Genomic DNA, 24,386 nt, shown 5'->3' on the forward strand with positions numbered 1-24,386 from the left:
TCTGGAGACAACATAAAAAATAGAGAAATCCGAATTTGAATGAATTCAAATTCGGATTTCTCACTAATTGAAGCTAGTTATGTCCCAGCCTCTTTCTGCCGTTTATGTTAATCCGTTAACATTATTTGGCGTGTATTCGATTAAATTAGAGATGTCGCAATTTAGAGCTATACATAACGCTTCTATAGTATTTAGAGCAATTCGTGTTACCGAATTCTTTTACAAAGCATATAAAACTGATGTGGAAGTGTTTTACATTGGTCTACGCTTGCATACAGTGTTTGGAAGCGAATATTTGAAAGGATGTGAGGGCAAATGAAAGTAACGGTTAAAGAATGGCGTGTTATGTCTGATCGCAACAAACAATTACTTTTAAATGCGGTAGCAACTAAATAAAACATAGATGAAAAGTGGAATGAGAACAACACACATTAAATACAGTTGTACAAGAAAATAGTCACAGTGCTTATGGATTAAAGCGCAAATGATTCATTTAGAGGTTATACAAGGGACAGTACGAGATTATTAGAACGCATTGACGGTATTGTTCACAAAGGTTGGGATAAAAGACAAATAAAAAAGGACAGGGGTTTTATCCCCAATCCTAATTAAACTTGCCTCCAGCAACATCATGTTAGATAAAACCATATTCATTCAATGTTAAATATAGTCGAAAAGACTAAATAATGTCTGACTCCATGTGTGTATAACCTATTAAATCATCAAAAAGCTCTAATGTAAATGAATTGGAATCTGCTTGAGGGCTAACACCCTTTTGAACAAATACTAGGAATTCATCTATCGCTTTTTTTGATCCTTCTACTTCAACTTCAATTTGTTCTTGACCATTTAGTTTACAGTATCCTTTTAATCCTAGCTCAATCGCTTTTTGTTTAATGAAAAAACGGTAGCCAGTACCATAAACATCACCGAAAAATTTAATTAGCGCGCGCTTGTTCAAGCTAATACCTCCTACTAGTTAAGGGGGGGAAGAGCCCTCCTTTGTGCTTAGTGCATAACACGTTCATTATCTAAATATGCAATTAAATTATTGATAAAATAGAGAACCTGCTTAGAAGCTTGATCTACTTCTTTTAAATGAACTTCAGCCTGTTGGATATTCCCAAACTTAAAAGCCTCTGCTGCTAATTTCGCTGATTCATGAACACGTAAATGATATGCGTCTAATTCACGATAATCCTGCAAGTGCCCGAAACGTTCTACAGTGCGAGCAGATGTATACCATTTACCGAGACGACAATCAGTATGTGAAGAAACATCACTTGGTTCGACGGTTTCAAGACCTAGGAACATATTATAAATTCGCCATTTCCATAAAATATGATCGGCCTTTGATAATTGTAAAAGTGCTATAGACGATAGCTGAACATTATTATTCGCAATAATGTCATTTCGGAAACGATTTATTTCTTTTCCTAATGAGTGGATATCACTAGATGTATTATGGCTATATTCGCGAATATCGTCCTGAAGGTTAGAAATTTCAATCATTCTTGATGATACTTCATCAATAGCTGCAGCCTGTTCCTGTGATATCGCAGCTGTATTTGTGACATCCAGATTAATGCCTTCAATGGCACTAACTATCGCATTTAACAATGGTAACGATTCTTTAGCTTCCACTGTTGCTTCTTTAATAATCTCTGTCGTTTCTGTAATTGACTTTGAAACATCATTTGAATAGTTCTTTAAATGAAGTACATTTGTAGTTACTTCACTAAGCGCTGATACCGTTCCCTCGGCAAGTTTTCGAACTTCCTGCGCAACTACGGCGAAGCCTTTACCATGTTCACCTGCACGTGCAGCCTCAATTGAAGCGTTCAAAGCAAGTAAATTCGTTTGATCGGCAATTTGGTTTATTAACGTTACAACATTTTCGATATCATTTACCCGCTTTTGTAATTCTGAAAAGGACTCAACAATCGATGTAAATGTCTCTTCAGTTTTAAAGATTTCCGAAAGGGCATGCTCAATTGCATTTTTCCCTTGTACAGCATGATCAACAGATTCAGTTGTTTTTTCAGAAATACGGGAAGACATTCGAGCAACCTCATTAATAGAAGCGGCAATTTCTTCAGTTGCTGCAGTAGAGGATTGGATTTCTTCATTTTGTTTATCTAAGCTAAATACTAAATCTTTCATATACATGATTTTTGCGTTGACATCCATTAAAGAGGAAATTTCAGCGACTACATTTTCAATAGTACGTTCAGTTAATACTTCAATGAGTAATTCTTGATCAACATTGACTGCAGATTGGAAAGATTTCATGTATCCAAATGCTTTATTAGGTTTCAAGCCAAAATTATGTAAAATGTATGTAGTAATATAAAATGCAAATTGATTGAAGACGACGATTAACTTACCGGGCTCAAATTGATTTTTTCTGAATAAATTGAAAAATTTAACGGTTTCATCTACATATTCATCATCACGAGTAGCTAAGAAAAATTGAGATAAGTATCTATTAATATTTTCTTCACTAATTGTTAGCTGAGAGGAGAGAGAGATTTCCTTTAAATAGTTATCAAAAATAGCGTTCATTGAAGGCGTGATATCTTTAAGTTTTTTGTAGAGATCTTTTAAATTCTCTTCATCTTGAGAATTGAAATGATTAAATGCCAGTGTTTTATTAAAACGGCCTGTTGCATCTAAATTTGTACCACGTTTTAATAATTCATCGAGTTCGGCTTTAGGTCGAATACTTGCAAACATAAAAAAATACCTCCCAAAAATAATGAATAATAAGGTAATAATAGCATATTACAGAGTGTTTTAATAGACATTTCAAATGTGTTTGCTAAAATGAAAATATCTTAATACAGCAGGGAATGTGGCAAATATGTATACAATCATTTACATGAAAGCTGATTATGAGCCTTGGTGGAAGTTTGAGGGCTGGGAGGCTTTTATTCAAACAAATGAAACATTTGAAACGGAGGAGCAATTTGAGTCAGCATTACAAACAAAACTGCAGCACTTCCGATTAACATATGAAAATGAGGCATCTAAAGACGGCGGATTCTGGGCCTTCTGGTCAGAAGATGAAAGTGTTTTTTGTGAAGCCTGTGATGATGATGTACAAATATATCACGGTATTATCACTTTAAAATTCGATAAATAGAAAAAATATTTTGAAAATAATTAAAAAAACATTTTTTCTTTATTTGACAAAATTATGAATGCCAGTTATACTTAGTTTAACAATTTAATTGCTTCACCGGAAACATGAATTCACATATTACAAAAAGTGATCGCGTTAGTTCGGTACTCTTTGTAATATGTGAATTTTTTTCATTCGCTGAAGAAATTACATATTGTTCACTTTTATTTTTTGGAGGTTTTCTTAAATGAAACAAGGTACAGTAAAATGGTTTAACTCAGAAAAAGGTTTTGGATTCATCGAAGTTGAAGGCGAAAACGACGTATTCGTACACTTCTCAGCTATCCAAGGCGAAGGTTTCAAAACTCTTGACGAAGGTCAAAAAGTGGAATTCGAAGTTGTAGATGGCAACCGCGGACCACAAGCTGCTAACGTAACTAAACTTTAATTCTCAGTAATTAAAATTACTTTCGTTAAATTAAGGCATCCTATTTATATAGGGTGCCTTTTTTTACATGCTTAGAACATTTGAGAGTTACAAAATATGAATACTAGTGACTTGGTATATGAATGAGTTTTGAAAAGTTAAGTTTTTCAATTTTTGTACATAGGAATTTAATATAATATTATTATGTAAACAAAATAAAGAGCTTGTCTTGTTAGTTTGAGGACAAGCACCTTTTCAGAGAATTATTTATTTAACTTCTTTCAGCGGGTGTCACGGAATCGGAAAGGAGTGCAAATAGGGATAAAGGCTAACTGGCCTGCATCCTGCAGGCCTAAGCACAAAGCTGATTCCGGATGCAATTATGCCGAGTCATAATTGATTATTTGCTGTAACACCTGAATGGGGATAAACAAACCGACTTGACCATATGGATCTTTTTTTGCCGTTGCAAAGATGATTCCGATAACCTCACCATCCGCATTTATGACAGGACTTCCACTATTTCCTCGATAAACAGGGGCCTTCATCATTATAACGGGTTCCTGCCAATCCTCAAGGTATGTTGGCTCCAGTAAAGTTCCTTCATTTGCAATGCCCGTAAAAGCTAGTGGATTACCGATGAAATAAACATGCTCATTTTTACTATAGCTAGGATTTTTTGCAAGCGTGAGGGAAGGTAAGTCATTACCAGTTACTTGCAATAGTGCTAAATCTACGTCTGGGAAACTTTGCAGTAACTTGGCACCCATCAAACCTTCCTCAGGGAAAATGACGAATAGTGATTGAGCATCTTCTACAACGTGTGCATTGGTTACGATAAGTCCATCTGAAGAAATCGCAAAACCAGTACCTTTACTAGTACCAGTGGAGATTTCTATGACAGCCTTTTTATAGGTTCTTATATCTTCTTGCGCTGATAGACGAGCAGACACCTTCAAAAATTCAAGAGCTGGAATGGAGTATATTTGAAAGATAAGTGCAAATGTATTGAAAAATAACACCAATGCCATACCCCAAACAATCCATTTGACAATTGGTTTTTGTTTTTTAGGTTTTTTACCTTGCTGGTGCTCTTCTTGTTCTTGGGCTAACGCCTTTTGTTGTTCAGCGAGAACAAGCTCGATCAATTCTTCTTCCGTCAATTCTTCATCTGTTGTTGACCTATGTATATCGTTCATCAAAACGCCCTCCTTACTCAGAATGAAAGGCGCCCAAGCATTGACGCCTGTGAAGCGAATCTCATTCAATTTTCTGTTACAAGTTCGGCTCTGTGATTGTTTGATGTTCAACAAGACTGATTGACTATTGGAGTTTTGTCCTCTGGCTCAGAATTGTTTATCGCCAACGAATAATTGGCATGAGAAAGTACAAGTTCATGGTGACTCATAGGCAAGCTCTTTCAGCTATTTTCCCTCATTATACTTGAAGTTCCTAGGTTATTCGAATGTTAGGAAAACCAGTTTTCTAGAATGCTAATCTTCTTATTAGTCATCGACAGGTATACGTAAGCCAATTGGTATGGCAAAGATATACCAACTATTGATAATTGGAAATTGAACATTCATCATTTAATAAGGCTGTTTTAGAAAAATTATTACTGCTTTAGTATCAGAAGGGAGCAATATTTTTGGTACCGTCAGATCTAAGTAGCTTCTTATTAAGAAATCGTTGTGAAATAAATTTCTATTTATTGTATAATTTAGATGTGAATAACAAAAGTACAAATAATTTTTTTAAAAGGGAGTTAGATGATGGATTTCTTCAAAATACTTATGTATTTTCTTATAATTATTGCTAACATAATAGGATTTTTTATGTTTTTTAAGAAGAAAAGTGTATATTCAGCCGCTTTAACAATATTATGTTTAGCTTTAGTATTTGGTGGAGCAGGAAGTTTATTAGCAATAGCTATAATTGATGATCCATTTGCAATATTTTATGGTTTGCAAATAGGGTACATTCTGCTGATTAATGGCGTGATCGTCCTGTTAATTGCAATTCTAACAACAGTAGTAAAGAAAATATATAGTACAGTATCATAATTTTAGGATGAAAAGGGGGAAATTGTGAAGAAATGTACTTAAATTTCAACTGTGGTGTAATTAGAGTTGTGATACAAACTTAAAAATAGCTCTTTACACGTTCTATGTGTTCTGCTTTTTTGTTTTTTTCTAGGTATCGAAACCATTTTAGGAGTTAATTTTGACGGTTTAACTTCTAAAATACGTTGTATCTATAACTATGATTTAGTTGATAAAGAATTTAAAACAGTATAAGAGTATAAAAAACAGCAATTATTACAAATTTGACAGTTACATACTAGATATGTCTGTTGATTATCTTATGACTTTTCCTCCTAATAGAACTGAACCCTGAATAGTGGATACTTTAATAAAAAGTCCCTCTGTTCAGGGTTTTGTGTTCTTTAAAACTGAAAATCTCGTTATGCTAAACTTTACTTAGTAAGTACTAGGTAACATAGAGGCAGAATTAGAGCTTCTGAACTCCAGGGCGGCGAGGGAAAAGTTCTAGCACCGCATGTAAATATTAGATGTGATTCGTAAATTATAACTATAAATCTGTCATCCAAATGTTAGGAAAACCAGTTTTCTAGAAAGGTGATCTCTTTACTAGTCGCATTGACATGTACACGTAAGCCGATGGGCATCGCATGAAGGGGATGAGTGTGACAGCAGTCAACATCAGCGACAATAGGAATTGCACAGCCATCGAGCTGCTCTAGCAATACATCATATGGCTTTCTTCCAGTGCCTAAATCATCATATTGTTCATGTTTACCTAAAATAATCGCAGAAGCTTTGTCAAAAATGCCGTGTAATTTTAGCATGGCAAAGTTTTTCTCAACAACAGCAATTGTTTTAGATGTATCTTCAAGAAGTAAAATATCTCCCTGATTTATATGAGGGAAGTAAGGTGTTCCAATAAAGCCGTACATCGTATTTATATTGCCACCTATTAAACGACCTTCAGCTATACCAGGTTGTACAGTGATCCATGAATTGTGATGCTGCGTTTTTTCAGTCGTTTTTTCTAACCAATTTAGTCGGTCATCTGTCCAAATAGGTGGGAATGGCATGTTATAGGGAAACGATAATGAATGTAAAAACATATCTTTAAAATATTGCTCTGTATAATGGACAAAAGGTGGAAATTCACCAAATGTAGAAGCGACAGAAGGTCCATAAAAGACAGGAATACCAGTTTTTGCATACATTGCGAGAAGTATAGCGGTAACATCAGACAAACCTATAAGTATTTTGGGATTCTGCTTAAATGCTTCGTAGTCTAGATAGGGCAGCATACTATTGGCGTTAGTACCACCCATAGTTGGTAAGATCATTTTGATGTGGGGATCACGAAGTAGGGCATTAAGCTCTTCTGCTCGTTCTTTTGGTGTACCGGAGCGGTAAAAATCTTCTTTTCCAGTTAAAGAGCCTTCTTTTATCGAAAAGCCGAGTGTTTGCAGACGTTCCTTTCCTCGTTCATAACGAGCCTTTGCAATAGTTGTAGCTGGTTTGGAAGGCGAGTAAATGCCAATGGTATCGCCTTTTTCTAATGGGGAAAACATAAAATACCTCTTTCCATTTAATATCAAAAGCTATTATACATGATTTAACAATTTTATGATCAGTATACGTGTTTTTACGAAAGTCATGTAAAAAGTAACTGAAATGAATAGTTATAGCAGAATTTCAAATAATAATATTATGTAAACTTATTGTTAGAAACTTGTAAGAAAGTCTCTTATTTAATAAGATAGAAATGTACTTACGAAAATGGGGGGGCGTTTATATGTATCGTCATGTAGATGATTTTTTGAATGAATGGTCAGCATCAGTACAAGGGACAATTCAAGTATTAAAAGCCGTTACAGATGAAAAGTTAGATCAAAGCATCGTAGAAGGTCACAGCACGCTAGGCTGGTTAGGCTGGCATTTAGTTGGTGCTGCTGGTTATTTCAGTTATTTAGCAGGTTTAAAGGTGCCAATGATTCGTCAAGAGGATCCAATTCCAGCTACAGCTGCTGAAATTGTAGCTACTTACGAAAACCTAGCAAACAGTGTGAAAGAGGAAGCGGCAAAGCTATCAGATGAAGATTTGCTGGAGGAAGTAAAAGGCTTCACTGGACCGATAGCTAGAGGTGCATTATTACGTGTAATGGTCGATCATCAAACACATCATCGTGGACAAATGATGGTGCTCCTACGTCAAGCGGGCTTACCAGTACCAGGTGTATTAGGGCCTACGAAGGAAATGCAAAAATAAAGGGACAAGGCAGATACTAAGTGTATCTGTCCTTTTTTTATGAAAAGATTTATTGTGCTTTGCTTTCTTAAAATAAATAAAACACCGATTTTTTATAAGTAAAGGCATGTATAAACAAACAGGGTTCTCCTTTTTGAATAGGAGAACCCTGTTTTGTTCATTAGTTTAAGCCTTGGCTATCTTTCCACTCTAGGAATTCATCATAAGTTAATAGTTTATCTAAAATTGTACCGTCTTCACGGATTTCGATGACACGGTTCGCAATTGTTTGGATGAACTGATGGTCATGAGATGTGAAGAGCATCGCACCTTTGAAGCGCATAAGTCCTTCGTTTAGTGCTTGAATAGATTCAAGGTCAAGGTGGTTCGTAGGCTCATCTAGTAAAATAACGTTTGCTGTAGCAAGCATCATTTTAGATAGCATACAACGAACTTTTTCGCCCCCTGATAAAACTGAAGGAGATTTTTTCACTTCTTCACCAGAGAATAGCATACGACCTAAGAAGCCGCGTAAGAAGCTTTCTGTTTCATCATCAGGAGAATATTGGCGTAACCATTCCACTAATGATTTCTCTGAACCTTCGAAGTATTTATCGTGATCATTTTCAAAGTAGCTTTGAGAAGTTGTTACGCCCCATTTGAATGTACCAGCATCTGCTTTTCTTTCGTCCATTAGAATATCAAGAAGAGCCGTTTTAGCCATTGGATTACCAAGCAAAATGATTTTATCCTCTTTGTTCATTGAAAAGCGAATATCTTTAAATAGTGTTTCGCCTTCATTGCTTGCTGTAAGGCCTTCCACTGTTAACACATCATTACCGATTTCACGTCCAGTTTGGAAGTTGATGAATGGATATTTTCGGCTAGAAGGTTTAATGTCATCAAGCTCGATTTTATCCAACATTTTCTTACGAGAAGTCGCTTGGCTTGATTTCGAAGCGTTCGCAGAGAAACGAGCAACGAATGCTTGTAGCTCTTTAATCTTTTCTTCTTTCTTCTTGTTTTGATCTGCCATCATTTTTTGTGCTAATTGGCTAGACTCATACCAGAAGTCATAGTTCCCAACATATAATTGGATTTTAGAGAAATCAAGGTCAGCAATATGTGTACAAACTTTGTTTAAGAAGTGACGGTCATGGGATACGACAATAACCGTATTTTCAAAGTTAATTAAGAATTCTTCTAACCATTGGATTGCTTTTAAGTCAAGGTGGTTGGTAGGCTCATCTAGTAATAGAACGTCTGGTTTACCAAATAGAGCTTGTGCTAATAATACTTTGACTTTGTCAGAACCTTCAAGGTCTGCCATTAGCATATAGTGAAGCTCGTCGCCAATCCCTAACCCGTTTAATAATGTCGCTGCTTCTGAATCAGCTTCCCAACCATTTAGGTCAGCGAATTCACCCTCTAATTCAGCAGCACGCATGCCATCCTCATCAGAAAAGTCTTCTTTTGCGTAGATAGCGTCTTTTTCAGATTTTACTTCCCAAAGACGTTTGTTCCCCATAACAACTGTATCTAACACATTGAATTCATCGTATTCAAAGTGGTTTTGTTTAAGGACTGATAAACGTTCATCCTTACCCATTGATACGTGACCTTCCTGTGCTTCAATTTCACCAGAAAGAATTTTTAAAAATGTTGATTTACCAGCACCATTTGCTCCGATTAAACCGTAGCAATTCCCTGGTGTGAATTTTATATTTACGTCTTCAAATAGTTTACGATCGCCATAGCGAAGACCTACATTACTTACTTGAATCATGCAAGTTCCTCCTTTTTTCACAATGGCACTAGTATATCATGAAATATGTACCATAGTCTATAAACATTAATAAATCAACGTTTGGCGTTCTTTAAATTTTTGTATTAACTTGAGTTCCTTGTAGTGTATTACTGAATAAAGATACAGATTCTGTTTTCACTCTTTAAAAACATGTCCATTCACTCGTATCCCATAAATAACATTCATCATCTTTCGATTCAATAAGATGTTATATTTTGTTGCCGAAAGCCATAAAAAGTGATTATGGAATTAAATATATGTTTTCCTGCGATAAATACTAAGCGTCAAGCCGATCGCAACGCTTCCTATTAGCATTGGGAAAAGACCATAGCTAATAAATGGGAGTGGCATTGATATAAGGGGTACAAGTCCAAATAGCATAAATATTTGGTATACAATTTGCGTTGTTAAAAAGGCAAGCCCACCTATAATTAATAATCGACCATATTCGTTATGAATGAGGCGTAGAGTGTGTGCTGTACGGAAAATGATGAAGCCAAGTATACATACAACGATTACTCCTGCAATAATCCCATACGTTTGTAAAATTGTGAGTAATACAAAATCAGTATGTGCTCCACCAGCTAACGGTTGATTGCTAGTGCCAAACCAAGCGAGGTTCTCCATCACTGTTGAAATAAGTACTACGCTAGGATCTAAATTTGGTGTAAACATAGCATGGATTCGTACAAGCTGATACGGTTTCAATGGTCCAAACATAAAGTAGCCGATAAATGCTACAAATAGGAGACTAAATACTATTGTAATTGCTAGCTTTTGCTTGCGAGAAAAACTACTCGCATAAAATAAGGTGGCAACAATTGCTGAATATGTACAGAATAGTGAAATATCCGGTAATAGCAAGTAGCAAAATGCGCCGATAAAATAAAGAATGAGTAACAACCATAATGATTTTTTTTGTTTAGCGAAAAGCCCTGCAAACGCAATTAAAAAGAGGGGTAATGTCATCCAGCCTTTAAGTTCAAGGGGGCCAGCTTTAAAAAAGATCATACCATGGATTGTTTCATTACCATTTAAGATAATAAGAAATAAGAGACATGCCAGTACATACATATGCGTGGAATAGCGCTCTAGCTTGCGAAAATCGAGGCGCATTAAAGAGAATGTCAAAACAATTCCACCGATAAAAATAATGATATTACGCATAATATAATCTCGTAACGAGAACTCAGCTGGTAGGAGCGGTAAAAAGCTACACATTGCTGCCAGCACAAATGGAATAACTAGTAGCCAATCGATTTTCGGCTGATGAATTTGATTGAGCGAGACACCTAACTTTGTTGTATTGCCCATTTCAAGCACAGCCTGTTGTTCCGCATCAGTTTCACTGTGTCCCTTTTCCTGCCAAGCCTGCTTCGATTTGGTTAAATGATACGTCAGCTCTTTTTCAACCGAATCATGTGCCTCCTTGTTGCGAATATGTCCCTTTACGTGTTGAATATAGTCCTTAATCATTCGCATAGCGCGCCTCCTTCAGTAATTGCTGAATAGAAGGGAAGTACGTTTCTTTGTAAAGTTTTGCCAGCAACTTGACACCCTTATTTGAAAGTACATATCGTTTTTCGTTCTCATGCCATTCACTAACAACGAGTTGTTGCTGTTCAAGGCGATGAAGCGAGGCATAAATCATCCCTTCATTGAAATGAACTACGTCTTTGTTTTTTGTATAAAGAAGTTGCGTCAGCTCATAACCCGAGCGCATCGTTTGAAGCATCGGTAACAGCACCTGATCTGAAAGCTCCTCGTGAATACCTTTACGCACAGCTTCACGATGTTTTTCTGTAAATTGCACTTTTTGAAACTGATTTTTCATAGCTTGTTTAAAACGTGTTTCCATCAAATGGATTCCCTCCTAACGCTTTTTGTAACAAAGCTCGTGCCTTTCGAAGTCTTGTTTTCACCGTATTTTTATTCAATGATAAAATGCTGGCAATCTCCTGTACCGAGTAGTCCTCAAAATAATAAAAGTAAATAACTTCACGATACTTTACGGGGAGTGCCATTACTAGGTCAAACAAAGCCTCGTCCTCACTATTCTTCACAACTTGCTCAAGCAAATCATTTCTTTTCAATGCTTCCGCTAACACATTTGTTTCGGTAACATCTACGTTTTTCTTGTACCAGCTTTTTATATAGTCCTTTGAATGATTGATAGCAATACGCCACAACCATGTCTTTAAGCTAGCATGCCCCTGGTAGGTTGATAGAGCCTTATAGCACTTAATAAAAATCTCCTGCGTCAAATCCTCAGCAAGGGCAGCATCATTTACATATGTATAAACAAGCTGAAGAACCGCTTGACCATAATCTGTCATTAGCTCCTCAATCACCTGATCTCGTGATAATCCACTTGTTGTTATTGTTTCCTCCATATCGTCCCTCCTTATTACGTGTTCATTCATTAGACGATTGCCAAATAGTACTGGTTTTACTTTTATTATCTAAAAACAGCAATCGTTTGAAAATAACATGAATACCTATCTAATGAGAAAGTTAACAACTGCATTTAATAATAAACTACTGGTAGTTTGTTAAGCTTAGAAGAAACTAAATAGACATGAACATGTTTTAGTGTTGCCTCTTACTTAAAGATTGCACATTGACTATTGACTTTAATTGGTATCTCGTGTAAAATTTTTCGAAATTACAGTTAAATTCGATGAAAAAGAGAGTAGTTTATCGAGCTACTGGAAAGCGAATTAGGGATGGTGTGAGCCTAATGCAGAAGCCATAAATGAACCGCACTTTGGAGAAGGTTCTCGAATTAATAGTAGAGAATATCGGGGAGTCACCTCGTTAACAATGGAAAGTGGTCATATTTATATGGCAACTAGAGTGGTACCACGGGATAACTATGCTCTCGTCTCTATGTTAGAGACGGGGGCTTTTTTTATCTTCATTCAGTAGAAATCTCTTACCTCTATTGCTACGAGAAGAAAAGGAGATGTGGTCCCTTTTTTGTGAATGTACAAACACATACTGAATGAAGATAAAGCCTCCGGCGGATGTCACGGATTTTGAAAGGAATGAATTGTGCGGGCACAATTCAAAATCCGGACGCATTGTTTATCTGCGCGAAAGCGAAGCGGCAGCGGCAAATGTTTTCTGTAGCGAAAGCAAAGCGTCAGCTACAATTACGCCAAGGCGAAATTGATTTTAAATTGAGAGGAGAACGAACATGCATACACAAATCGCGAAAAGCATTGCTGAGGCATTAAACAACGAACTGTCTGTCAATGAAATTCAAAATTTACTGGAGAAACCGAAAAATTTGGACTTAGGGGATGTGGCATTCCCTTGCTTTACACTAGCCAAAAAACTAAGAAAAGCCCCTCACAGTATCGCATCGGACATAAAAAATAAATTAAACTGTGATTTAATACAAGACGTTCAAGTAGTAGGTGGGTATGTCAATATATTTTATCATCAGCCAACGATTACACATCAAGTGCTTAGTCAAATAGTAAAAGAAAAAAATTTATACGGGACTCAACATGAATCAAAAGGAAATGTTGTTTTGGACTTTTCTTCACCTAATATAGCGAAGCCATTTTCCATGGGCCATTTACGTTCCACAGTAATCGGAAATGCTTTAGCCAACATTGCCGAGAAAAACGGCTATAAAGCAATTCGCATTAATCATTTAGGTGACTGGGGAACACAGTTTGGTAAATTAATCGTGGCCTATCGAAAATGGGGAGATCAACAAACAATTAAAGCCGCTCCAATAGAGGAATTATTAAAAATTTATGTGAAGTTCCATGAAGAAGCGGAGCAGGATGATACACTCAATGAACAGGCACGTTCCGCATTTAAAGCATTAGAAGATGGGGATAAAGAGACGTTAGCTTTATGGCAATGGTTTAGAGATGAATCACTCGAAGAATTCAAGACCATATATCAACTGCTTGGGATTGACTTTGATTCGTTCGCTGGGGAAGCGTTCTACAATGACAAAATGGCTGCTGTTGTTAAAGAGTTGGAAGAAAAAGACCTACTTGTGAAATCAGATGGAGCTTATGTCGTTGAAATAAACAATATGCCTCCATGCTTAATTACTAAAACAGACGGTGCTACGCTCTATGCTACACGTGATTTAGCAGCTGCTTTTTATCGACAACAACAGTATGATCCTAAAAAAATATTTTATGTTGTAGGGAATGAACAATCCCTTCATTTTAACCAACTATTTAAGGTCATTAAGAAGATGGGGTACGATTGGTCAAAAGATTTACAGCATGTGTCTTTCGGGATGATCCTTAAAGATGGTAAAAAAATGTCGACGCGTAAAGGAAAGATCGTTTTATTAGCAGATGTACTAACAGAAGCGATTGCTACTGCAAAGCAAAATATCGAAGAAAAAAATCCGAATCTAATAGCTAAAGAAAGCGTCGCACATCAAGTTGGTGTGGGAGCGGTCATTTTTAATGATTTAAAAAATGATCGTCTTCATGATATTGAATTTTCTATTGAACACATGATGAATTTCGAAGGCGAAACAGGGCCGTATATTCAATATACTTATGCACGTATTTCATCTCTTTTAGAAAAAGCAGATGAACAAAATTACGAAGTATCGTTTGAAACATTAGGTGAGCAAGGCTGGCCAGTCATTTTATTACTGGAACAATTTCCGAAAGTAGTCGCCAACGCTTTTGAACAAGCAGATCCATCACAAATTGCTAAATATGCCCTACAATTAGCGCGTTTATTTAATAAATATTATGCGCAAAATAAAGTATTGATTGATGACAGCCAAAAAACATCAAGATTAGCATTTTGTCAATGTGTATCTATTGTTTTAAAAGAATCGTTAGCATTACTGGGAATTGCTGCACCTAAAAAGATGTAGGTACAATAATCCGCATCTTTTCATCATTAATTGCCATTAAATTGACCATAACTAGAAAAAATGGTAAAAGGAAATAGTAAGAAATTAGAGGTCTGACAATAATGCTGGCTAGATTTTAGTGATTTTCAGACCATGTTATTAGAGAGAAGGTTTTTAGTAAGTATGGAGAAAAAGCAATGGCGTGTTTCCATGGTACTTGTGGTTGTTAGTATTTTCTTCGTTGCGCTCAATATGCGCCCAGCAGTTACAGGAATAGGACCACTATTTAATGTACTTTTGGAATCACTCCAAATATCAAATACAAAAATGAGCTTTTTAACATCTATTCCTGTGTTTTGTATGGGACTCTTTGCACCATTCGCAGTACCATTACAAAGAAAACTCGGAACAAAAACAGCTATTATGCTTTTAATCATTATCTTAGCATTAGCAAATGGACTACGCTTTTTAAAAGAAAGTTACGAACTACTTGTAGTCACAAGTTTTGCAGCAGGATTTGCCATTGCCCTTATCGGACCCATATTGAATGCCTACATAAAGAAAAGATTCCCGAACCGCTTTACTACAGTGGTAGGTATTTATTCATTTGGAATAGGAACAGGGGCAACATTGAGTGCAGCACTAACAATACCATTTTATAATCATTTTCATGAGAGCTGGACGATGGCGCTTGCCAGCTGGGCAATACTTGCTATCATTGCTCTTTGCATATGGTTCCTGGCAATACAAAATCAAGAACTGCCGGAGACAGATGTATTAATGGAAAATGCAGCACGAAATCCGTGGAAAAATGTCCGTGCTTGGACAATTTTAATTTACTTTGGCTTACAAACATCTTTGTTCTTCTCAATGATGTCCTGGCTAGCACCGATGTTACAGGACAAGGGCTTTTCCCTTGTTGCTGCAAGCTCAATGCTAACATTTATGTCTATTGTACAAATGATTGGAAATATTCTGGTCCCCATACTAATGGAAAAATGGTCAAGTCGAATCGGTTGGCTCTTTTCTTTAGGGGTTTTAGGCGTAATTGGCTTTGTTTTGCTATGGGTAGGCTCAGGATCTTTGTTATGGATTGCTGTATTAATAATAGGTATTGTATTAAGCGGCTTATTTCCAATCGGCTTATTGTTACCATTGGATGAGGCAAGAAATGATGAGGAGGCAAATAGCTGGTCATCTATGGTGCTTTCAGGCGGCTTTATGATAAGCGCCATTATTCCAATACTTATCGGCTATTGCTATGATGTGACTGGTAATCATACATTTACTTATACGATTTTTATATCATTAATGCTTGGCATTATAGCTACTACAATCTTTCTTAAGAAAAAATAATTTTGAGACATGCGCGAATTGTACGAGCATGTCTTTTTTTTTTATAACATTTTAACTGCAAATTATAAGTCATTTTTCATAGCAAAGCTAAATAAGAACCGTTTTTTATAGGTATAACGAATTGAATAAAAGATGAGAGCAGTATTTTAATAATACGAAACCATAAATAATATTATTATGTAAACTTGAAACGTATAAAAACCTTGTTTATGATATAAAGGAAAGATTTAAAGAAAGTTTTGGTGAAAATATGCGGAAAAAGATGCTCATTCTTGGAGCAACAGCTTTACTATTAACAGGCTGTGGAAATGATACATTAGCAGAGGTAGATCATACTAAAAAGACCGATGTGAAATCGGAAAAGGCAGTGACGAAGCAGCATGAAAAAATTGTACCTGAAGTAAAAGTAGTTGGGGAGAAAGGGATCGGTGCAGGGATCATTGTTAAAAAAGAGGACGCTAAGCTTTATATTGTGACTAATGGTGCGCTCGTAGCTTCAAAGCCAACTGCTCTCGTACAATTTAATAATCAAAAGCTTAAGGAAGCCAATGTGCACTATATATCTACAGCTTATAATATAGCCATATTAGAAGTATCATATAACGCATCGGTAAAGGTGCCGACCGTCTATAAAGGTGAATTAAATCAGTTAGCTGTTTATGTCGATAGCTTACCGTACGACATAAAAAAATATAGTGACAGAGTAGCAGCTTATTACATAGATGCAGATCAAAATACACTTATAGGGAGCCCTGTTTTAGAAGCAGAGAATGGTGAACTTGTGGGCATTTATCTTAAACGTAAGCTAAACGGTGTATCACAGCCGTTTATTTTGCCATTTAAAGATATTGCGCAGTTATTGGATGAATGGATCGATGGTAATATGAAGACAAGTGATCGACTAGCTCAATCAAAAAACTTGTATCCATATATAGAACAAGGCGATAAAGAAGCAGTTCAGCAAGCTATTGAGCAATACGGAAAGAACATTTTTGCTTATAACGTTGATGAGATAAAGCTATTTTTAGATACATTTCATAAGCATTTAAAAGCAGCTGTTGATATTCATGATGCTAGTGTCATGAAATCTTTTGTAGGTACAGATGATTTACAAAGCACATTGGATAATATGGTTGCCTACTATGCCTCCAAACAAGCGAAAATTAATTTTTCCAATACGTCGATTAAAAACATCAGCATAGAAGGACAAAATATTGTTGTTCGTGCTAAAACGGAATATGTACTAACAAATTCTACTGGTCAAGAGGCAATTGCGAACTCTATGATGGTATATGAAATAAATAAAAATAAACAGGGCGAGTATAAGCTTATTCGTCTAATAACTGAGGAGTGAAAAGTTGGATGGAGCAAGCAAGACAAATGCTACAACATCATTTTGGCTATGATTCATTTCGCAATGGACAGGCACCAATTATTGAACAAACATTACGAGGTCAATCAAGTCTTTGTGTGATGCCAACTGGCGGTGGTAAATCAATTTGTTATCAAATTCCAGCACTCATGCTAGATGGTCTTACAGTTGTCATATCCCCTTTAATTTCTCTTATGCAAGATCAAGTAGAAGCATTACGTGCCGCAAATATTCCGGCAGCGTATATTAATAGTACTTTAACTGTGCAAGAAGTGAATGAAACGATACAGCTTGCGAGTGCGGGTTATTTAAAGCTTCTTTATATAGCGCCTGAGCGATTGGAGAGCTCAACATTTTTACAGGTATTATCAAATTTATCTGTACCATTGCTTGCTGTGGATGAAGCACACTGTATATCCCAGTGGGGGCATGATTTTAGACCGAGTTACAGAGCAATCCAAAAATTATTTACGTTGTGGCCGCAAAAACCAACTGTTTTAGCACTTACTGCAACAGCTACACCCGCTGTTTGCGATGATATTAGACAATTATTAGAAATTGATGAGCAATCCACGGTGATTACCGGCTTTTCCCGTGATAATTTAGCATTCTCTGTGTTAATCGGTGAAAACAAAGAACGCTACATTAAAAATTATTTAACGAAAAATAAAAATGAAGCGGGCATTATTTATGCCGCTACACGAAAGGCTGTAGACGCGATCTATGAGCTTTTAAGTCGCTCGGGAGAAGCTGTGGCTAAATATCATGCGGGACTGCCTGAGGACATGCGCACGTCAGAGCAGGATCGCTTTTTAAAAGATGAGGCGCGTATTATGGTAGCAACCAATGCATTTGGAATGGGTATTGATAAGAGTAATGTACGCTTTGTCATTCATTATCAAATGCCGCGTAATATGGAGAGCTATTATCAGGAAGCGGGGCGTGCAGGACGTGACGGCTTGCCAAGTGCCTGTATTTTGCTGTATGCATCAGGTGATGTTCAAACACAGCGCTTTTTAATTGAACAGACGCAGGATGAAACACGAATTGCACAGGAATTAGCGAAGCTTCAAACGATGGTTGATTATTGTCATACAGAAGGCTGTTTACAAAACGCCATCTTAACGTATTTTGGAGAGGAACCAGGGGTGCCTTGTAGTCGTTGTAGTAATTGTAATGACGGACGGGAAATCAAAGATGTGACTGTAGATGCACAAAAGGTATTAGCCTGTGTCGTAAGGATGGGACAAAAATTTGGTAAGACGATGGTAGCACAAGTGTTAATCGGCTCCAAAAATCAAAAGGTCACTGAATTTGGCTTTGCAAGGCTGTCAACTTATGGCATTTTAAAAGGCCAATATTCCTCAAAGGATGTCTCAAACTTTATTGAGTTTTTAATTGCTGAAGGCTTACTTGCCGTTAAACACGGTACGTTTCCGACAATATATGTATCAGATGAAGGTAAAGAGGTTCTACTTGGGAATCGAACGGTCATGCGAAAAGAAGCTGTCACTGTACGTAAGCTTGTTGACAATGATCCGTTATTTGAGCATTTACGATTATTGCGAAAAGAGATTGCAGATGAAGAACAAGTACCACCATTTGTTGTGTTCTCTGATAAAACATTACGTGATTTATGTGATAAAAAACCGACAGTGCTTGAAGAATTACGACATGTTAGTGGGATTGGTGAAGTAAAATTCGAAAAATACGGCAAGCGTTTCTTCGATGCACTTCAGTCTTTTTTGAAAACAACAATGAATAGTTAGTTTTTAATGATAAAGGAAAAAAGGAAGAGCTTAATTCAAAAGAATTAGGCACTTCCTTTTTATTCGCAAAGTATTACAACCCGCTATTTTTCCCAAAGCTCGATCAGTCGTCCTTCTGGATCTTTAATCCATATAAACTTTCCAAATTCACTATTCTCTTTTTCCTTTTCAAGAGGTACACCAATATGTTCAAGATGCTTAATAGTCTCGTTTAGATCATGTACTTGGAAATTTAACATCACTTGTTGTTCTGTTGGAAAATAACTGTCACTTTCGCTGAAGAATGAAAAGATAGTCTCATTTCCTAATTGGGGTTTAATGATAGTGCCATTCCAATTTTCTATTTCAAGCTGCAACACTTCACTGTACCATTTTTTTATAACATCAAGATTTTTAGTTCTCCAAAATATTCCTCCGAAACCTTTTATCATCATATCTAACTCCTGTCTGTCTATAAATTTCTATTTTTTCGATTTAATTAATGTTTAGTTCCTTCTTATACAATACTGCTCCGTTAATTTTAGCATAAATATCCATTGAAAAATAACCTCAAAGAAAAACTAAAGAGGTGATAAAACAAAAAATAACCCGGAAATAATATTTCCGGGCTTGATTCTCACTTACTTATAGTGCTCCATGACACACTGCCTCGCTTCCGCATTAATCTTAAAATTTTTAAGACAACTGTGCTTTAGCTGCATTCAGCTTTGATGGTCCTTCTGAGTTACCGGTCAGCCCCACTCATCGGGTTAACCCTCCTTGTCATTGGATTTGAAGTGAAATCTTTAATAGTATAGACCGTTTATTATTTTTTATACACGTTATTTAAAGAAAAGAAAAAATCCATTTTGAAAACGACAATACCCTGAGTTAAAAAGATGATTTGTCTATTCAAAATGGATTTTTATATTTAAGTTATTTCTCCCAATGCCCTGCGATGAACTGATCACGACCAGAAAGCGCTCGGTCCTTCTGATAATGCTCCGACTCTTTTTTATAATAGTCCTGATGATAATCTTCTGCAGGATAAAAATGCTTGGCATCACGAATTGTGGTTACAATAGGTTTATCAAAGCGACCACTTTTTGCTAGTTTTTCCTTGGAAGCTTCAGCAATGCGCTTTTGCTCTTCTGAATAGGTAAAGATTGCTGTTGTATATGATTCACCACGGTCATGGAATTGACCAAAAGCATCCGTTGGGTCGATTTGCATCCAGTAAATATCAAGGAGCTGCTCATAACTAAAAACGCTAGGGTCGAATTCAATTTCGACTACTTCTAAATGGCCAGAAGTGCCTGTTTTGACATCCTCATAAGTAGGATTTTCTAAATGGCCACCCATGTAGCCCGAAGTGACCTTATGTATACCATCCCATTCAACAAATGGCTTTACCATACACCAAAAACAACCGCCAGCAAACGTAGCTTTGTCAATCATGTTCATCATCCTTTCTTTCGTGAAAATATTATAGCATTATTTTGTTCATTACTGGCAAATAGGGTGTAAAATAACCTATAAATAGTTATTGATTGGATTCGAAACATAGTATAAAATGAACCTTTCTTTATATTGAATCGTTAAATTAACTATAAAAAATAGAGGAGTTAACAGTTATGGAAGAGCAAGATTATTCAAGACGCTCGCAACGTCCAAAAAAACGTCGCTTGCGTAAAGGGAGAGCATTGTTCACATTGCTACTACTTTGTGTCATCGTTATTGCAGGTTATTCCATTATGCAATATCGAAGTGGGCTTGAATTAGCAAGTGAGTCAAAGGTAGCCCAAGAGGATTTCACTGGTGATCCAGTAAAAGGCGATGTTGAAAACTATTTATTATTGGGAATCGATACTCGTGGTGAAGAAAAATCACGTACAGATACAATGATGGTATTATCGTGGAATAAGAAAACAAATGATGTTAAACTCGTGTCTTTAATGCGAGATATTTATGCGGATATTCCAGGTTATAAATCCTATAAGCTTAATACGGCCTATTATTTAGACGGTGTTCAATTATTAAAAGATACGATTGGTAATATGTTTGGCCTGCCGATTAATCATTATGCAATTATCGATTTCAAAAATTTTGAATCACTTGTAGATATTATTGCACCAAATGGCGTTGAAATCGATGTAGATAAGGATATGTCCGAAAAAATTGGCGTTTCATTAAAACAAGGCGTGCATAACTTAAACGGTAAAGAATTACTTGGCTTTGCCCGTTTCCGTCACGATGAAAAAGGGGATTTTGGTCGAGTAGAACGTCAGCAAAAAGTTATCGAAGCATTAAAGAATGAAATTTTGTCGCCTCAAAATATGTTGAACTTACCAAAGTTCGTTGGTGCCGCACAAGGATATATAACAACGGACTATTCATCAGCTGGTGAGATTCAACAAGTGCTGAAAATGGTATCGAAAGGTAAGGTCAAAATAGAAAAAGCAACTATTCCAATTGAAGGTAGTTATAGTTTCAAAAATATTAGAGGTGTCGGTGATTCAATTGTTATTGATGTAGAGAAAAACAAAGAATTTTTAAGTAAATTTTTAGGCATTTCCCTAGAGTGATTTTTCGCAAAGTCCAACATTATCCTGTAATATATGGGTATAGGATTGTATTGGGGTGAGTAGATGGAAAAAGAAAGGCCAAAAGAGCGTTCCAATTTCTTTTCAACGAAGTTCATTCGCTTTTTAGGTGGTAAAAACTTATTTTTTACACTGATTATTTTATTATTACTAGCATGCGTTATTTTTATGTTCCAAAAAGTTTCCTTTATATTTACCCCGCTAAAAGTTTTATTTGAGGTGGTTATTCTACCAGGGGTACTTGCCGGTATTGGATATTATTTATTCCGTCCAATAGTAGGGCTTTTCGAAAGATGGCGTATCCCTAGAGTTTGGGGTATCTTCCTTCTATATATCGTTCTGATTGGCATAATAACGTTATTAGTAGTACTTGTCTATCCGTTTTTACGGGACCAGTTTACTAATTTAGCACAGGAGTTCCCAGGGTATTTTATGGCGTTAACGCAAAATGTTGATGATTTTCTCAATAATTCACGCTTCAATGAATACCTAGATAAAATTAATTTGAACTATGATGCAATGGTGAAGAACTTTACAACGGATATGGTGGAAACAGTAAAAAATACAGCTACTAATTTAGCACAAGGCGTAGCATCTGGTATTACTGGCTTTGTTTCGACTTTAACGGGAATAGTTTTATCATTAGTAACGGTGCCATTTATTTTATTTTACTTACTTAAAGATGGTGAAAAACTACCGAGCTATATTTTAAAAATTTGCCCGCCACGTATGCGTAAAGAAGTACGCGAAATTTTCCATGACATGGACAAGCAAATTAGTTCCTATATACAAGGACAAATTTTAGTGTCAATGTGCATAGGTTCAATGGTAACAATCGGCTTTTTAATTATCGGTATGAAATATGCCTTATTGCTTGGATTCCTTGCTATGATTACGAGTGTGGTTCCATACTTAGGGCCAGTCATCGCAATTACACCAGCGGTCATTATCGCTCTTGTAACTTCGCCATTCATGCTTATTAAACTAGCGATTGTATGGACGGTCGTACAGCTGATTGAAGGGAAATTCATTTCTCCACAAATTATGGGTAAATCACTTAGTATCCATCCAATTACGATTATTTTCGTGTTATTAACGGCGGGTTCTTTATTTGGCGTACCAGGTGTAATTTTAGGGATTCCGGGTTATGCCATTATGAAAGTGCTTGTGACACATTTATTTAAGCTATTTAAACAGCGTTATAATCGTTACGAAGATGAGGTTCATCAAAAATATGATGCGTAAGAAGAGACAGTTACTGCAAACGTGCAGTAGCTGTTTTTTTATAAGCATATGTTAATATTTAGTATGGATATCTATGTTCACATGCTTACACAAGTTTAAAGGAATAGAAGGAAAGGGGAAACAACTTGTTAAATTGTCGAACGTTATGTTACGGACTTAACCGGGATTACTCGTTGTACACAAGATTTATTTGAATTAATCGATAACATACTGAGTAAAAAGGCAAATTTAAAATCCTTAAAAGATACATGGCTAGATTTATCAGAAGATAATCCCTACAGCCTTACGGTTATGGCGGTTGTAAACCAATTAGAACGTGATCTTATCCGTATGCGATAGCGTGAAGGGATTGAACTGGCTTAGAAAGAAGGAAAGTTTAAAGGTCGGTTAAAGAAGTACCATAAAAATCATGCTGGAATGAATTATACAGTAAAGCTTTATAAAGAGGGAGATATGACTGTAAATCAAATTTGTGAAATTACAAATGTGTCTAGGGCCTCATTATTTAGAAAGCTATCGGAAGGGAACAGTTGATGAGTTATACTAAAAATCGGATATATATAATAGAAAATAAATTTCATATAGAGGAGGAATTATATGCCTAAAATTGACAATATGTTAGCAATTCTATGGATGCTTCGTTCAGGTGAAAAAATTACTGCAAAACAAATTTCAGAAAAGTTAGAGATGAATATAAGGACTGTGTATCGTTATATTGATACAATTTCAACAAGTGGCGTACCTATAATTTCAGAACCAGGACATAACGGTGGATACACTTTATTGAACAATTTTATTGAGGCTCCTCTTTTTTTTGATATTGAGGAGCAAACTTCACTATTTCACGCTGCTGTTTTTGCAGAAGAAGCCGGATATTATGGTGGTGAAGCACTAAATAGGGCCATTTCAAAACTAAGTAAATACTCAAATCAAGAGCAGGAAACAAAGATAAACCAACATTTAACTAGTCTTGAAGTAATAAGTCGATTAAGTTCACTCTCTATGGTACCTTTTTTGAAGGAGTTGGAGCAGGCCGTAGCTGAAGGGTACTCAGTAAAAATTCTTTACCATAAAAGTGGCGAAAAGCAATTAAATTATAGATTGGTCGATTCATACAGAATTATCTATTGGAATAATAAGTGGTATGTGATTGGATTTTGTCATCTTAGGAATGATATCCGTAGTTTTAGAGTAGATCGAATTGAAAATCTAATGCTAACCGAAAATAAGTTTAACCGACCAGAAAATTTTTCAGCACGTGACTTTTTTATAAAAAATCTTCTTCCAACTATAGAAGATAAGGAAGCGATTATTTCTTTGGTTATTAATGGGGATAAAAGTGTATTGGCTGATATTTGCCAACATTGGTTTTTAGGACATTATTTACAAGAACGGACTTCAAATCAAGCAGTTTTTCTTCTTGAAAAAGATATGCTACATACATATGTACCTTATTTACTTTTACCGTACAATAAATCTATTAAAGTTATTGAGCCAATAAGTCTTAAGAAAAGACTTATTGAAGTTCTGTCGGAATTAATACAATTTCATCAAGTATGATAACT

At 36.0% G+C, this 24,386-nt stretch carries 21 protein-coding genes, 2 pseudogenes and 1 other annotated feature; of the genes and pseudogenes, 12 read left to right on the forward strand and 11 right to left on the reverse strand.

The genetic code is table 11. From position 1 onward, the window contains the following. Nucleotides 1-102 precede the first annotated feature (102 nt). From ACQKNC_RS09850 to ACQKNC_RS09860, 3 genes and pseudogenes are all read right to left on the reverse strand, one after another. Nucleotides 103-204 (reverse strand): annotated as a pseudogene (locus ACQKNC_RS09850) (helix-turn-helix domain-containing protein); the annotation flags it as partial. Between the two features lie 475 nt (nucleotides 205-679). Continuing rightward, nucleotides 680-961 (reverse strand): acylphosphatase, encoded by a 282-nt coding sequence (locus ACQKNC_RS09855; protein ID WP_427424675.1) that lies wholly within the window; start codon nucleotides 959-961, stop codon nucleotides 680-682. Between the two features lie 47 nt (nucleotides 962-1,008). Beyond that, nucleotides 1,009-2,736 (reverse strand): methyl-accepting chemotaxis protein, encoded by a 1,728-nt coding sequence (locus ACQKNC_RS09860; RefSeq protein ID WP_427424676.1) that lies wholly within the window; start codon nucleotides 2,734-2,736, stop codon nucleotides 1,009-1,011. A gap of 127 nt (nucleotides 2,737-2,863) precedes the next feature. On the opposite strand from ACQKNC_RS09860, the gene ACQKNC_RS09865 reads away from it, so the two are divergent. Together ACQKNC_RS09865 and ACQKNC_RS09870 are read left to right on the forward strand one after the other, a co-directional pair. Then, a complete protein-coding gene (locus ACQKNC_RS09865) occupies nucleotides 2,864-3,145 on the forward strand; it encodes a DUF1033 family protein (protein ID WP_427424677.1) in 282 nt (93 codons plus the stop codon). A gap of 226 nt (nucleotides 3,146-3,371) precedes the next feature. Further along, nucleotides 3,372-3,572 carry a cold-shock protein gene (locus ACQKNC_RS09870; protein WP_004230088.1) on the forward strand — a complete coding sequence of 67 codons (201 nt, stop codon included), beginning with the start codon at nucleotides 3,372-3,374 and terminating at the stop codon, nucleotides 3,570-3,572. Between the two features lie 359 nt (nucleotides 3,573-3,931). On the opposite strand, the gene ACQKNC_RS09875 is transcribed toward ACQKNC_RS09870, so the two are convergent. Next, nucleotides 3,932-4,750 (reverse strand): S1C family serine protease, encoded by an 819-nt coding sequence (locus ACQKNC_RS09875; protein ID WP_427424678.1) that lies wholly within the window; start codon nucleotides 4,748-4,750, stop codon nucleotides 3,932-3,934. 573 nt (nucleotides 4,751-5,323) lie between these two features. Between ACQKNC_RS09875 and ACQKNC_RS09880 the strand changes: the two genes are divergently transcribed. Continuing rightward, complete coding sequence (locus ACQKNC_RS09880) at nucleotides 5,324-5,614, forward strand: 3-isopropylmalate dehydrogenase (protein ID WP_427424679.1); 291 nt, start codon at nucleotides 5,324-5,326, stop codon at nucleotides 5,612-5,614. A 551-nt stretch (nucleotides 5,615-6,165) separates the two neighbouring features. Here the strand turns inward: ACQKNC_RS09880 and ACQKNC_RS09885 are convergent. Continuing rightward, nucleotides 6,166-7,161 (reverse strand): S66 family peptidase, encoded by a 996-nt coding sequence (locus ACQKNC_RS09885; RefSeq protein WP_427424680.1) that lies wholly within the window; start codon nucleotides 7,159-7,161, stop codon nucleotides 6,166-6,168. Between the two features lie 224 nt (nucleotides 7,162-7,385). Between ACQKNC_RS09885 and ACQKNC_RS09890 the strand changes: the two genes are divergently transcribed. Then, the gene (locus ACQKNC_RS09890) at nucleotides 7,386-7,859 is read left to right on the forward strand and encodes a DinB family protein (RefSeq protein ID WP_427424681.1); all 474 of its coding nucleotides are present in this window, start codon (nucleotides 7,386-7,388) and stop codon (nucleotides 7,857-7,859) included. A 160-nt stretch (nucleotides 7,860-8,019) separates the two neighbouring features. Here ACQKNC_RS09890 and ACQKNC_RS09895 read toward each other — a convergent pair whose 3' ends face one another. The 4 genes from ACQKNC_RS09895 to ACQKNC_RS09910 all read right to left on the reverse strand — a co-directional run bounded on the left by ACQKNC_RS09895 (nucleotide 8,020) and on the right by ACQKNC_RS09910 (nucleotide 12,038). After that, nucleotides 8,020-9,624, reverse strand: coding sequence for an ABC-F family ATP-binding cassette domain-containing protein (locus ACQKNC_RS09895; protein ID WP_100541926.1), 1,605 nt, complete (start codon nucleotides 9,622-9,624; stop codon nucleotides 8,020-8,022). A 270-nt stretch (nucleotides 9,625-9,894) separates the two neighbouring features. Next, nucleotides 9,895-11,127, reverse strand: coding sequence for an FtsW/RodA/SpoVE family cell cycle protein (locus ACQKNC_RS09900; RefSeq protein WP_427424682.1), 1,233 nt, complete (start codon nucleotides 11,125-11,127; stop codon nucleotides 9,895-9,897). Beyond that, nucleotides 11,114-11,503: a helix-turn-helix transcriptional regulator gene (locus tag ACQKNC_RS09905; protein WP_427425005.1), complete on the reverse strand. Its 390-nt coding sequence runs from the start codon at nucleotides 11,501-11,503 to the stop codon at nucleotides 11,114-11,116. The genes ACQKNC_RS09900 and ACQKNC_RS09905 overlap by 14 nt, the downstream gene beginning before the upstream one ends. Further along, on the reverse strand, nucleotides 11,487-12,038 hold the full coding sequence (locus ACQKNC_RS09910; RefSeq protein WP_427424683.1) for a sigma-70 family RNA polymerase sigma factor: 552 nt from the start codon (nucleotides 12,036-12,038) through the stop codon (nucleotides 11,487-11,489). Before ACQKNC_RS09910 ends, ACQKNC_RS09905 begins: the two co-directional genes overlap by 17 nt. Nucleotides 12,039-12,316: 278 nt before the next feature. Continuing rightward, nucleotides 12,317-12,537 (forward strand) — a binding site (T-box leader). A gap of 307 nt (nucleotides 12,538-12,844) precedes the next feature. Here ACQKNC_RS09910 and argS point away from each other — a divergent pair. From argS to recQ, 4 genes are all read left to right on the forward strand, one after another. After that, on the forward strand, nucleotides 12,845-14,518 hold the full coding sequence (gene argS, locus ACQKNC_RS09915; RefSeq protein ID WP_427424684.1) for an arginine--tRNA ligase: 1,674 nt from the start codon (nucleotides 12,845-12,847) through the stop codon (nucleotides 14,516-14,518). A gap of 162 nt (nucleotides 14,519-14,680) precedes the next feature. Continuing rightward, on the forward strand, nucleotides 14,681-15,853 hold the full coding sequence (locus tag ACQKNC_RS09920; RefSeq protein ID WP_427424685.1) for a CynX/NimT family MFS transporter: 1,173 nt from the start codon (nucleotides 14,681-14,683) through the stop codon (nucleotides 15,851-15,853). A 250-nt stretch (nucleotides 15,854-16,103) separates the two neighbouring features. Continuing rightward, a complete protein-coding gene (locus ACQKNC_RS09925) occupies nucleotides 16,104-17,207 on the forward strand; it encodes a TcaA NTF2-like domain-containing protein (protein WP_427424686.1) in 1,104 nt (367 codons plus the stop codon). A gap of 8 nt (nucleotides 17,208-17,215) precedes the next feature. Beyond that, the gene (recQ, locus tag ACQKNC_RS09930; RefSeq protein ID WP_427424687.1) at nucleotides 17,216-18,994 is read left to right on the forward strand and encodes a DNA helicase RecQ; all 1,779 of its coding nucleotides are present in this window, start codon (nucleotides 17,216-17,218) and stop codon (nucleotides 18,992-18,994) included. An 83-nt stretch (nucleotides 18,995-19,077) separates the two neighbouring features. Here recQ and ACQKNC_RS09935 read toward each other — a convergent pair whose 3' ends face one another. Together ACQKNC_RS09935 and msrA are read right to left on the reverse strand one after the other, a co-directional pair. Next, nucleotides 19,078-19,425 carry a VOC family protein gene (locus tag ACQKNC_RS09935; protein WP_427425006.1) on the reverse strand — a complete coding sequence of 116 codons (348 nt, stop codon included), beginning with the start codon at nucleotides 19,423-19,425 and terminating at the stop codon, nucleotides 19,078-19,080. Between the two features lie 484 nt (nucleotides 19,426-19,909). Beyond that, on the reverse strand, nucleotides 19,910-20,431 hold the full coding sequence (msrA, locus tag ACQKNC_RS09940) for a peptide-methionine (S)-S-oxide reductase MsrA (RefSeq protein WP_427424688.1): 522 nt from the start codon (nucleotides 20,429-20,431) through the stop codon (nucleotides 19,910-19,912). A gap of 176 nt (nucleotides 20,432-20,607) precedes the next feature. On the opposite strand from msrA, the gene ACQKNC_RS09945 reads away from it, so the two are divergent. The 4 genes and pseudogenes from ACQKNC_RS09945 to ACQKNC_RS09960 all read left to right on the forward strand — a co-directional run bounded on the left by ACQKNC_RS09945 (nucleotide 20,608) and on the right by ACQKNC_RS09960 (nucleotide 24,381). Beyond that, complete coding sequence (locus ACQKNC_RS09945) at nucleotides 20,608-21,558, forward strand: LCP family protein (protein ID WP_427424689.1); 951 nt, start codon at nucleotides 20,608-20,610, stop codon at nucleotides 21,556-21,558. 63 nt (nucleotides 21,559-21,621) lie between these two features. Next, nucleotides 21,622-22,821 carry an AI-2E family transporter gene (locus tag ACQKNC_RS09950; RefSeq protein ID WP_427424690.1) on the forward strand — a complete coding sequence of 400 codons (1,200 nt, stop codon included), beginning with the start codon at nucleotides 21,622-21,624 and terminating at the stop codon, nucleotides 22,819-22,821. 144 nt (nucleotides 22,822-22,965) lie between these two features. Further along, nucleotides 22,966-23,355, forward strand: a pseudogene (locus ACQKNC_RS09955) (recombinase family protein); the annotation flags it as partial. Nucleotides 23,356-23,418: 63 nt separating this feature from the next. Further along, entirely contained in the window at nucleotides 23,419-24,381 is a 963-nt protein-coding gene (locus tag ACQKNC_RS09960) for a helix-turn-helix transcriptional regulator (protein WP_427424691.1), read from the forward strand. Nucleotides 24,382-24,386: the final 5 nt, after the last annotated feature.

Origin of the sequence: Lysinibacillus sp. NPDC094177 (assembly GCF_050279145.1) — a bacterium.
Taxonomy (GTDB): domain Bacteria; phylum Bacillota; class Bacilli; order Bacillales_A; family Planococcaceae; genus Lysinibacillus.